8 protein-coding genes are annotated in these 11,862 nt (G+C 68.9%); 1 reads left to right on the top strand and 7 read right to left on the bottom strand.

Going from position 1 to position 11,862, the window contains the following annotated elements; genetic code table 11:
* Nucleotides 1-290 precede the first annotated feature (290 nt).
* The 7 genes from ldtR to hisN all read right to left on the bottom strand — a co-directional run bounded on the left by ldtR (nt 291) and on the right by hisN (nt 9,667).
* The gene (gene ldtR, locus ACE3OG_RS02735; RefSeq protein ID WP_374305895.1) at nt 291-839 is read right to left on the bottom strand and encodes a transcriptional regulator LdtR; all 549 of its coding nucleotides are present in this window, start codon (nt 837-839) and stop codon (nt 291-293) included.
* Between the two features lie 422 nt (nt 840-1,261).
* Complete coding sequence (locus tag ACE3OG_RS02730; protein WP_374305893.1) at nt 1,262-2,554, bottom strand: M16 family metallopeptidase; 1,293 nt, start codon at nt 2,552-2,554, stop codon at nt 1,262-1,264.
* A gap of 88 nt (nt 2,555-2,642) precedes the next feature.
* Nucleotides 2,643-4,055, bottom strand: a complete 1,413-nt coding sequence (locus ACE3OG_RS02725; RefSeq protein ID WP_374305891.1) for a M16 family metallopeptidase — start codon at nt 4,053-4,055, stop codon at nt 2,643-2,645.
* 273 nt (nt 4,056-4,328) lie between these two features.
* Nucleotides 4,329-5,000, bottom strand: coding sequence for a hypothetical protein (locus ACE3OG_RS02720; RefSeq protein ID WP_374305888.1), 672 nt, complete (start codon nt 4,998-5,000; stop codon nt 4,329-4,331).
* Nucleotides 5,001-5,133: 133 nt separating this feature from the next.
* Nucleotides 5,134-5,667 (bottom strand): signal peptidase II, encoded by a 534-nt coding sequence (gene lspA / locus ACE3OG_RS02715; RefSeq protein ID WP_374305886.1) that lies wholly within the window; start codon nt 5,665-5,667, stop codon nt 5,134-5,136.
* Nucleotides 5,668-5,669: 2 nt separating this feature from the next.
* Complete coding sequence (gene ileS, locus ACE3OG_RS02710) at nt 5,670-8,681, bottom strand: isoleucine--tRNA ligase (RefSeq protein WP_374305883.1); 3,012 nt, start codon at nt 8,679-8,681, stop codon at nt 5,670-5,672.
* Between the two features lie 188 nt (nt 8,682-8,869).
* On the bottom strand, nt 8,870-9,667 hold the full coding sequence (gene hisN / locus ACE3OG_RS02705) for a histidinol-phosphatase (protein ID WP_374305881.1): 798 nt from the start codon (nt 9,665-9,667) through the stop codon (nt 8,870-8,872).
* Nucleotides 9,668-10,876: 1,209 nt separating this feature from the next.
* On the opposite strand from hisN, the gene ACE3OG_RS02700 reads away from it, so the two are divergent.
* A complete protein-coding gene (locus ACE3OG_RS02700; RefSeq protein ID WP_374305879.1) occupies nt 10,877-11,779 on the top strand; it encodes an EamA family transporter in 903 nt (300 codons plus the stop codon).
* Nucleotides 11,780-11,862 lie beyond the last annotated feature (83 nt).

Here is an 11,862-nt window from a genome sequence, read left to right as displayed (position 1 = left end):
CCGCGGCGCGCTCGAATTCGCCAGACCTTCCGCTGGCCTTGCCCTTGCCCAATCGCACGATCTCTTCCCTTCCGCTCTGGACGTCCGCGCCCGGCTTCGGCGCAGGACAGCGCCGCGCGCACGGACGAGCCGCGCCGCTCCGCTCTCGCCCGGCGTCAAGCGCGCGGACGAGGCGCGAGACGGCGCCCGCCGCCTCACAGGATCAAGGCTAGCATCCTGACGGTTAAGAAGGCGCAAATAGGGCGAAGGGGCGCCGGCGCCGCCGGCGTTCCGGGAGTCTGGGCGCGAGCCTAGAGACGATAGCGGATCTGGTCGGTCCAGAAGCGCTCCAGCCGCACCAGGGCGATATTGAGGCGCTTGAACTCCTCGCAGCTGACGCCGCCGATCTGCTCGACCGTCAGGACGTGCTTGTCGTAAAGCGCGCTCACGACATTATGCACGTCGCGTCCCTTCTCGGTGAGGCTGATGCGCACGGCGCGGCGGTCGATGCGCGAGCGGGCATGGTGAAGATAGCCGGTCTCGACCAGCTTCTTCACATTGTACGAGACGTTGGAGCCGAGATAGTAGCCGCGCGTGCGCAATTCGCCCGCGGTGAGCTCCTTGTCCGCGATGTTGAACAGGAGCAGCGCCTGCACGGCGTTGACGTCGCTGCGGCCGCGCCGGTCGAATTCGTCCTTGATGACGTCGAGCAGGCGCCTATGCAGCCGCTCCACCAGATTGAGCGCTTCGAGGTAGCTCGGCCGCACATGGGCGCCGGGCCTCGCTCCCGCGTCCGCCACGATCCGCGCAGCCGGCTCGGCGCGCCCGTACGCCGCTTCACTCTTCAAGGCATTCCTCATGAGATCAGCCTCCCGCTCGACTGGCGCGACGCCGCGCGCGATCGTCCCCGCCTTTGCGCGCCGGCGCCGCGACGCCGTTGCGGCGTCGCTTTTCGCGCGATCCTTCGCCGCTTCATTACGAACATAGAATTCGACCGTGAAACCAGCCTTAAATAAAAGCTAAAATCTCGCGCAACCCGCCGCTATTCAAGATAATTTTCGTAAAATTTCTCAAATATGCTTCGATATTTACAGAAAAAGATCAATTATGTTCATTTTTAAACTCCAACCTTCGCCCTGACCAGCCTCTTTTCGCGCGTCAACCTTGCTTCGGCCTGACGCGCGCCCGCGCATAAACGAACGCCCGCCACAGGGTGGCGGGCGCGACGGCGCGACCTTGCGGAAAGAGGCCCCGCCCCCTTGGGAGAGGCGGAGGCGGCGGCCTACATGCCGTCGGGCCGCCCGGCGACCGCGACGAGCAGCTCGCCGTCGCCGAACAGCCGTCGCGCGGCGCGGCGCGCGTCGTCCATCGTCACCGCGGCGATGATCGCGTTGCGCGCGTCGAGATGCTCGACGCCGAAGCCGTCGGTCTGCAGGGCGAGCAGCTGGGCGGCGATCTTGGTCGAGGTGTCGAAACGCAGCGCGTAGGAGCCGATGAGGTATTTCTTCGCCTTCTCGAGCTCCTCCTCGGAAGGGCCGTCCGCGGCGAGGCTCGCGATCTCCTCCTTGATCACCGCCATGGATTCGGCCGCCCGCTCGTTCTTCGTCGAGGTGCCGCCGTAGACCATGGCGCCATGGTCATAGGTCAGGATCTGCGAATAGACCGAATAGGCGAGGCCGCGCTTCTCGCGCACCTCTCGGAACAGGCGCGCCGAGAACACGCCGCCGCCGAGAACATGGTTGACCACCATCGCGGCGAAGAAATCGGGGTCGGCCCGTTCGAGGCCAGGCCGGCCGAAGCGGATCGTCGACTGCGGCACGTCGACCTCGGCGACGATCCGCTCGCCGACGCCCTTGAACACGGCCGCAGGCGTCGGCGCGATCAGCGAGGCGCGCGGCAGCGCGCCGAACGCCTCGTCGAGCCGCGCGGCCAGCGCCGGCGCGTCGATCGCGCCGACGACGGCGATCTTCAGGCTTTCGCGCGCCAGGACCTTTCCGCGCAGGTCGAGGAGATCGTCGCGATCGAGAGCGTGCAGCGTGTCGAGGTCGCCGCGCGCTGGCAGGCCGTAAGGGTGGCCGGCGTAGGAGATCTCGCGGAACACGCGCGAGGCGACATGGTCCGGCTCGTTCGCCTCGCGCCTGAGGCCCGCCGATATCTGCGCGCGCACCCGGTCGAACGGCTCGGCGTCGAGCCGCGCCTCGTTGACCGCAAGGCGCAGAAGCTCGAAGGCGCGCGGGACGTTGCGCGAAAGGGTCTGCATCCGCCCGTGGAAATTGTCGCGATGGGCGGAGAACGAGATTTCGATGGCGTCCTCGTCGAGGGCGCGATGGAAGCCTTCCGAATCATAGGGCCCCGCGCCCTCGTCGAGCAGGCCGGCGAGAAGGTTGGCCGCGCCCGCCTTGCCGGGCGGGTCCTGCGAGGCGCCGCCCTTGACGGCGAATTCGACCGCGACGAGCGGCACGGCGTAATCCTCGACGAGCCAGGCCTCGATCCCGCCGGGCGAGACGACTTTCCGCACCTTCTCGGCGCGGGAGCTTTTGGGGGCGGCCTCAGAGCTCTTCAGCGCGACGGTCATGGCGTGTCATCCGCAGGGCGTGCGCCCTCAAAGAGAAATCCGCGTCGGGCCGGGCGGACGCCCGGGCGACCGCCGGCCGGCGAGAAGGCTAGAGCGTGATCGCGTCGGCGAGGGCGTCCTCGTCGGCGCCAATCCCTTCCCCACGCGCGGGCTGCGCCGGCGACAGGAAGCCGGTGACGCTGCGCCGCTTGTCGAGCAGGGCGGCCGCCCGCCGCACGTCGTCCACGGTCACGGCGTCGATGCGACTCGGCCATTGCGCGACGTCCTCGACGTCGAGGCCGGTGGCGAGCGCCGCCCCGTACCAGCGCGCGAGCGTCGCCTGATTGTCCTGGGCGTAGACCGCGTCGGCGATGAGGCGCGTCTTGGCGCGGCGGAAATCGGCCTCGTCGACGCCCTCCGCGGCGACGCGCGCGACGATCGCGTCGATCTCGCGCTCGAGCCGTTCGAGCGGCACGCCTTCGGCCGGCACCGAATAGACGAAGAAGCGCGTGTCGTCGACGGAGGAGCCGACATAGTGCGCGCCAGCCGCGACGGCGAGCTTGCGCTCGATCACGAGGGCGCGGAACAGCAGGCTGGTGTGCCCGGCGCCGAGCAGATGCGCCAGCACCTCGAGCGCCTCGGCGACGCCGCGCCCGGCCGTGGAATAGGACGGCACGATGTAGACGCCCTGATGCGAGGGCTGCTCCACCTTCTCGTCGGAGAGGCGCACCAGGCGATGCGCGCGCTGCTCGGGCTCGCGCGGGCGCAAGCGCCGCGGCGGCTCGCCGCGCGCCGCGATCGGCCCGTAGATCTTCTCGGCGAGGCTCACGACCTCCTCGAGCGTGACGTCGCCGGCGACGACGAGAATGGCGTTTTCCGGCGTATAGAAGCGGTCGTAATAGGCGAGCGCGTCCTCGCGCCCCAGCCCCTCGATCTCATGCGCCCAGCCGATGATCGGACGCCCGTAGGGGTGCTGGGTGAACAGCGCCGCCTGCACCGCCTCGTTGAGCTGGTCGGCGGGGTCTGAGTCGGTGCGCATGCGGCGCTCCTCGAGCACGACCTCGCGCTCGGGCGCGACGATCTCGTCGGTCAGGACGAGATTCTTCATGCGGTCCGCCTCATATTCCATGCACATGGCGAGCTCGCCGCTGGGCGCGCGCTGGAAATAGGCGGTGTAGTCGTTGGAGGTGAAGGCGTTCTCCTGGCCGCCGGCGTCGGCGACGAACTGCGAGAACTCGCCCTGCGGATGCGCCGCCGTGCCCTTGAACATCAGATGCTCGAGGAAATGGGCGATGCCCGATTTGGCGATCGGATCGTCGGCCGAGCCGTTGCGATACCAGACCATGTGGGTGACGACCGGCGCGCGATGGTCGGGGATGACGACGATCTCGAGCCCGTTGGCGAGCTTCGCCTGGCCGATCGCCGGGCCGGCGGGAGGGGCGGCCTGCGGCGCGGCCGGAGCCGGAGTGAGCGCGGCGCCGGCGAGAGGCGCGCAAGACGTCGGCGCTGAAAATGTCGGCATGGTCGCTTTCCGCCGCTGGCGCGGCCCTGTCGCTTGTCGCCGCCGGCCGGAGCCGCTGGCTGAGACGTCGGAAGCCGTGCGGGCGATCGCGCGGGGCTCCGCGCGCCCGCGCAGGCGCAAGCTCCAAATTTAGAAAGCGCGGCCCGCTTTAGCAAGGATCAGGCGACGGCGGGGATTGACGGCGCCCCCTGGCGGCCGGACGCGAAAAAGGCGCGGGCCGAACCCGCGCCTTCGCGCCTCATGCGGAATGTTTCAGGCCTCGGGCTTGCGCCGTCAATCCGCGACCGACGAGTGGTGCGCCTGCTGGCGCTGGTAGACGCGCGGATCCGAGGCGTCCGGAGCCTCGTTCGGGGCCTCGCTGGTGAGCTTCGCCGCGGCGGTGGCCTTGCGGTAGCCGCTCGGCGGCTCCGTCAGGTAGCGGCGGTCGGGCTCGACGCCCGGATCGGCGGCGGCCTGCTGGCTTGAGCCGCCGAACATGCCGGTCAGCGCCTTCCAGGGCGCGTAGAGGCAGATCGGCGTTCCGGCGCCCGCCTGGCAATCGTCGGGCGGCCCGCCCTGCGGCATGTCCTTGGTGCGGCCGGCGTCGAGCTCGGCCTGCGACATCTCCACCCTCGTGTTCGGGGTGATCTGCGGCGCCGGGCGGCGCGCTTCGAGCGCCTGCTGGCGGCGCGCGTTGATGTCGGGATCCTTGGGCCAGGACGGGTCGCGGGTCGCCGTCTTCGGCGCCGGCAGGTTGACGCTCGGCGGCACGACCAGCGGCGCGCGGGCGCGGTAGTCGATCGCCTGATCCTCCTTGTCGAACTGCAGTCCGACGAAGCCGAGCACCGAGTTCAGAGGGTTGGTGTCCTCGTTCGGCGCCTGCGCGCGGGCGGGCGCGGCGGCCAGGCCGCAGAAAAGGAAAGCCGCGGCGCACGCGCCGACCCTGTCGAGCCTCATGACCTTCATTCCCCGATCCCCGTCGACGTCCCTGCCGCGGCGCTCAAGCCGGCGTGAGCCGCCACCATCGGGCGCCATCAAGGCGATTTAGGGGCGCAAAAAGATTAAAGTCGCCTGAATCCCGCGCGCGCCGAAACGCCGCTCAGGGCGCCTGCGCGCCGCGCTCCCGCGACGTCTTCTCCGTCCGGTCGCCGCGCAGCGCGTCGAGGAGCAGCAGGGCGACGCCGACGACGATGGCGACGTCGGCGAGGTTGAACACATACCAGCGGAAATCGCCGACATGGAAGAAGTAGAAGTCGGCGACGAAGCCGTAGGCCGCGCGGTCGACGGCGTTGCCGAGCGCGCCGCCGATGATGAGGCCGAGCGCGGCGCCGACGAGCCGGCTTTTCGCGTGGGCGAGCAGCGCGAGGAGAAAGGCCGTCGCCGCCAGCGCCACGAGGAGCAGAATCACGCGCGCCCCCGCGCCTCCGCCGCTGAACAGCGAATAGGAGACGCCGGTGTTGCGCGCGAAGACGACGTCGAAGAACGGCGCGAGCCGCACCGGCTGGCGCGCCTCGATGTCGAAGACGAACATCAGCCAGAGCTTGTTCGCCTGGTCGAGGAGCAGCGTCGCCGCCGCGAAGAGGACGCCGAGGCGCGCCGGCGGGCGCAGATTCAGGCCCAGGTTCAGGCTCAAGTTCACGCCCACATGCCGAGCGCGCGCAATTCGCGCAGGGCCTCGGCGTCGCGCGGCGTCACGTCGGGGAATTCCGGGTCCGAGCCGACAAGCTCCGAGATGCGCCAGGAGCGCGCGCATTTGCGCCCGCGCGCGCGCTCCGGGACGACGGCGACGCCGGGCGCCTCGGCGAGCCTGAAGGCGTCCTGCGGCCCCTCCCCCGCCTCGACGGCGACGTCGGAGACGATGCACACGTCGGCGAAATCGACGCCGTGGAGCGCCGCGCGCAGCGCCGGGTCGCTCAAAAAGACGCGCGGCGCGGCTTCGAGCGAAGCGCCGATGCGCTTTTGCGCCCGTTCGATCTCGAGCGCGCCGGTGACGACGGCGCGCACGCGCCGCACGCCTTCCCATTTGGCCGCGAGCGTCTCGTCGAGCCATTCGCCCGGAATCTCGGGGAAGGTTTCGAGATGGACCGAGACGGCGTCGGGATAGCGCGCGAGCCACGCCTCTTCGGCGGTGAAGACGAGGATCGGCGCGAGCCAGGCCGTCACGGCGCGGAAGATCGCCTCGATCACGGTCAGCGCGGCGAGCCGGCGCGCGCTTGTGGGCGCGTCGCAATAGAGCGCGTCCTTGCGGATGTCGAAATAGAAAGCCGACAGGTCGGTGTTGAGGAAGGCGGAGAGACGCGCGGCGACGCGCTTCAGGTCGAAGCGCGCATAGGCCTCGCGGACGTCGCCGTCGAGCTCGGCGAGGCGATGCAGCATCAGCCGCTCGAGCTCGCCCATCTCGCTAAAGGGGACGGCGCGCTGCGGCTCGTAATGCGCGAGCGTGCCGAGCATCCAGCGAATCGTGTTGCGCAGCTTGCGATAGATCTCGACGAAGGTTTTGAGGATTTCCGGGCCGATGCGCAGGTCGTCGGAATAGTCGGAGGCCGCGACCCACAGGCGCAGGATGTCGGCGCCCGAATCGCCGACCACCTTCTCGGGCGCGACGACGTTGCCGAGGCTCTTCGACATCTTCCGCCCCGCCTCGTCGAGCACGAAGCCGTGCGTCAGCACGAGGTCGAACGGGGCGCGCCCGCGCGTGCCGCAGGATTCGAGCAATGAGGAGTGGAACCAGCCGCGATGCTGGTCGGAGCCTTCGAGATACATCACCTCGTCGGCGCCGCCGTCGCGCCGGCGCTTCAGCCCGGCGAGCGAGGGGAAGGCTTTCTCGTCCTCCAGCGTGAAGGCGTGCGTCGAGCCCGAGTCGAACCAGACGTCGAGCACGTCGTCGACCTTCTCATAGGCGGCGGACTCGCGGTCCGGCCCGAGGAAGCGCGCGGCGGCGCCCTCGGCGAACCAGGCGTCGGCGCCCTCGGCCGCGAAGGCGTCGGCGATGCGCGCGTTCACCTGCGCGTCGCGTAAAATTTCGCCGCTCTCCTTATGGACGAAGATGGCGATCGGCACGCCCCAGGCGCGCTGGCGCGAGACCACCCAGTCGGGCCGGTTGGCGATCATGCCGGTGATGCGGTTCTCGCCGGCGGCCGGAAACCATTGGGTTCTGGCGATCTCGTCGAGGGCCAGCGCGCGCAGGCTCTGGCCGCCGTTCGACGCCGCGGCGCCTTCGTCGGTCGACGAAAACGGCCGGTCGAGCGCGATGAACCATTGCGGCGTGTTGCGGAAGATGAGCGGCTTCTTCGAGCGCCACGAATGCGGGTACTGATGCTTCAGCCGTCCGCGCGCGAGAAGATTGCCCGCCTCGATCAGCGCCTTGATCACCGCCTCGTTGGCGTCGCCCTTCTCGCCCTTCTCGGTCAGCACGCGGCGGCCGACGAAGCCGGGCGCGTCCCTGGTGAACGCGCCGTCGGCGTCGACGGCGAAGGGAATGCGCGTCTCGATCCCGCGCTCCTCGAGCGCGGCCTTGCTGGCCGTCCAGATGTCATAGTCGTCGCGGCCGTGGCCTGGCGCTGTGTGGACGAAGCCCGTTCCGGCGTCGTCGGTCACATGGTCGCCGTCGAGGAGCGGCACGGCGAACTCATAGCCCTGAACGGCGTGCGCGAGCGGATGACGCGCGACGAGGCCTTTCAGCGTCGCGGCCGGAGCGTCGGCGACGCGCTCGAAGCCGTCGACCTTCGCCGCCTTGAACGCATCCGCCGCGAGCGCGTCGGCGAGGAGATAAAGATCGCCCGCCTTCGCCCAATTGCCCTCGGGCGCCGCGCTCACACGGTAGAGGCCATAGGCGATCTTCGACGAAAAGCTGATCGCGCGGTTGGCCGGCAGCGTCCAGGGCGTCGTCGTCCAGATGACGACCTTCGCGCCTTCGAGCTCGCGCGGCGGCGCCTCGACCGGAAAGGCGACGAACACCCAGTCCGAGACATGGTCCTCGTACTCGACCTCCGCCTCGGCGAGCGCGGTCTTCTCGACGACGCTCCACATCACCGGCTTCGAGCCGCGGTAGAGCAGCCCGTTCCCGGCGAATTTCATGATCTCGCGGGCGATCTGCGCCTCCGCCGCGTAAGTCATGGTGAGATAAGGATCGTCCCAGTCGCCGTTGACGCCGAGCCGCTTGAACTCCTCGCGCTGCACGCCGACCCAATGCTCGGCGAAGGCGCGACACTCGCGGCGGAACTCGACGACCGGCACCTCGTCCTTGTTGCGGCCCCTGGCGCGATAGCGCTCCTCGATCTTCCATTCGATCGGCAGGCCGTGGCAGTCCCAGCCCGGCACGTAGTCGGACGCCTTGCCGAGCATCTGCTGCGAGCGGGAGATGAGGTCCTTCAAAATCTTGTTCAGCGCATGGCCGATGTGGATGTCGCCGTTCGCGTAGGGCGGTCCGTCGTGCAGCACGAAGCGCGGACGCCCGGCGCCGGCCGCGCGCAGCTTCCCGTGAAGGCCGATCTCGCGCCAGCGCGCGAGAAGCTCCGGCTCCTTCTTCGGCAGGCCGGCGCGCATGGGGAAATCGGTCTGCGGCAGGAACAGCGTGGCGGAGTAGTCCGGTCCCGCGTCCGCGCTCTTCTGCGCGCGGGCGGACCGCCTGGTCTGTGGCTCGTTCATGTGAAATTCCGCTGTCGGGCGTTCAGGGCGCGCGGCGACGCGCGCGAGGCGAATGATCCCGGTCCGCCGGCTCAGAGGCGGGCCGGGCGGATAATTCGCGCAAGCGGATGGGCTGGACAGCGAAAGGCCATGGGCTCTTCTAGCAATCGTCGCGGCGGTGCGAAAGTGGCGAGGCGAAGGGCCCCGCCCTACCCCTGCAGCAGCTTCAGCGCCTGTTCGTGCAGCGCCTCGCAGCCGCTGGCGAGAACGTCGCCGCCCTCGACCGCCGAGCCGCCGCTCCATGAAGTGACGAGTCCGCCTGCGCCCTCGATAATCGGGATCAGCGGCGCGATGTCGTAGAGCTTCAGCCCCGATTCGATCACGCAGTCGACATGGCCGGCCGCGAGCGCGGCGAAGGCGTAGCAGTCGCCGCCGTAGCGCGACAGCCTGACCTCGCTCTCGACGCGGCGGAAGGCCTCCAGCCTGTCGGGCGCGTAGAGGAGCGGTGAGGTGGTGAGAAGCGTCGCGCCCGAAAGCTCGTCGCAGCGGCGCGTCGAAAGCCTGCGCTCGACCCGTTCGTCGTTGAGGCCGAGGCCGCGCCAGCTCGCCGCCGCGCCGTCGCCGAAGAAGCGCTCGCGCGTGAAGGGCTGGACGAGCACGCCGTAGATCGGGACGCCCCGATGCAGGAGGCCGATCAGGCTGCCCCAGGTGGGAAGGCCGGAGATGAAGCTCTTGGTGCCGTCGATCGGATCGAGGACCCAGACATATTCGGCGTCGGGACGAATCGAGCCGAACTCCTCGCCGATGACGCCATGGCCGGGGAAGGTCTGCAAGATCAGGCGGCGCAGCGCCGCCTCGGCGGCGTGGTCGGCCTCGGTCACCGGATCGAAGGCGCCGCCGGCGTTTTTGTCCGTCGTCCCGAGCGCCGTGCGGAAGAAGGGCAGGATCGTCTCGCTGGCGACGTCCGAAAGGGTTTCGATGAAGGCTGCGAAATCGACGGCGGTCATGGGAAGGTTCCGGAGGGCGGACGTGGCGAGGGCGGATGTGGCGAGGGCGAACTTGGCGAGGGCGGCTTGAGGGGGGCTTCGTCGTTCGCAAGCTCGCAGATTTCGCGTCGAAGCGCCAACGCCGAAGCCGGCCGACAAGGTCAGGCCCGCGCAAGCCGAACTTACGGCCACGGCTGCGGCGCCGTCGTCATTCTATTTTGGAATTCAAATAGTTATATTAATTTGACGCATGCGTCACATTGTACGTTCGCGCTGCTTGCTATTTGTGCGGCGCAGGAGCATATTATTGCGACGCGGCGATGTTCTCGCCGCCGATGCCCTCCTTGGGCGTTTCCTCCCTAGACTTGGGCCGCTTGCGTTCTCGCGAGCGGCCTCTTTATTTTTGGCGGTCCGCGACGCCGCTTTCCCCGCCATTCGACGTTTTCAGCGCGCCGGACCGCCGCCCGTCCGCCCGCAACAAAATTGTCTTTGCGCTAAAATAAATTTGGCGGCGGGGACCCCGAAAAAAAAGCTTGCTTTTGTGCAGCGCACGCGCATATTATTGCGATGCGGCAACGATGTTGCCGCTTAGCCCTCCTTGGGCGTTTCCTCCCTAGACTTGGGCCGCTTGCGTTCTCGCGAGCGGCCTCTTTATTTTGGACGCGCGCCCGGCGAGACGTCTACGGACCGGACGGGGCGCGGACAGGCAAAAAATAAAAGGCCGCTCGCGCAGCCTTTCAGAGGGTTCTCCAGCGAATGCGCGCGCAACCCCGCGGACCATCGCGGGCCCCTGCGGGTCTTTAAAGCGCGCAGCATCTGGATTTTCAGGATTATTCACGACGCCTTGAAGCCGGCGCCTGAAAAGACGTAACCCTGCGCTCAAGACGCAAGGCTCTGGCGACTCCCTAGACTTGGACCGCATGGCTTACGCGGCGGTTCCTGACGCCGCCCGGACGGGCGAATCGGCAAGGCCGCAGGCAGGGTCTTTACGCCCTTCTGTTCCCGCGACAAGTCTTACACTAGTCGAAGTTTTCGTGATTGAAAAGGGCCAGTCCGACAAATTAGACCATATTTTAGCGGGAAACCTTCGCTCATGACGTGAAAAGGCGCCGTCCCGGGAATTAAAATTCTCCGCCGCGTCATGCTCCAGGGGCGGCGACGCCGCGCCGGACGCGCTCTTCAAGTTCTCCAACCAGTCCGGCTTCGCGCCGACGCCCGCGCGGAGTCGCCATGTCTTTCCTCTGGATAGGCGCCACCCTCGTCGCCGCGGCGGCGCAGACGGCGCGCAACGCCGCGCAGCGCCGCCTGATCAAGACGGTCGGCGCGCGCGGCGCCGCCTATGCGCGCTTCCTGTTCGGCGCGCCCTTCGCCCTCCTGTTTCTGGCGGCCTGGTGCGCGGCGACGGGCGCGCTCCCGCCGCATCCGGGTCTTGACGGCTCGCTCTGGCTGCTGCTCGCAGGCGCGGCGCAGATCGTCGCCACCGCTCTGATGCTCTCCCTGATGCAGACGCGCTCCTTCTTCGCCGCGATCTCGCTCACCAAGACGGAGCCGGCGCTCGTCGCGCTGTTCGGCTTTCTCGCGCTCGGCGAGCGGCTGAGCGCGAGCGAGGCCGCCGGCGTCGCCCTCGCCACCTTCGGCGTCGCGCTCGCGAGCGCGCCGACGCGCCGGGCGTTCGAGCCGCAGGGGACGCGCGCTTCGACGCGCTCCCTCGTCCTCGGCCTCGGCTCGGCCGGGCTCTTCGCGCTGTCGTCGATCGCCTTCCGCGCCGCGCTTCTCGATTTTTCCGACGGCTCCGCCTTCCTGCGCGCGGCGACGGCGCTCGCCATGGCCCTCGCCTTGCAGAGCGCGCTGATCCTTGGCGCGCTCGCCGCGTTCGAGCGGCCCGTGCTCCGCGCGCTCGCGCGCGATTGGCGCGGCGGGCTGGCGCCGGGCTTCATAGGCGCCTTCGCCTCGCTGTTCTGGTTCCTCGCCTTCGCCCTGCAGTCCGCCGCGCTCGTGCGCGCGCTCGGGCTCGTCGAGACGCCGTTCGCCCGCCTCGTGTCCCGCCACATGTTCGGCGAAACCCTGGCGCCGGCCGAAACCGTCGGCGCCGCGCTGATCGTCGCGGGCGCCCTGATCTTGCTCCTCGCCTGACGGGCCAAGGCGAAGCCGCGCCGTCGCGCAACCTTCATCTTGGCGCGGCGGGCGCGCAACTTGACGGCGATGCCGCAATGCAG

Origin of the sequence: Methylocella sp. (assembly GCF_041905455.1) — a bacterium.
Taxonomy (GTDB): Bacteria; Pseudomonadota; Alphaproteobacteria; order Rhizobiales; family Beijerinckiaceae; genus Methylocapsa.
This window is presented reverse-complemented; position numbering and strand designations above follow the sequence as displayed.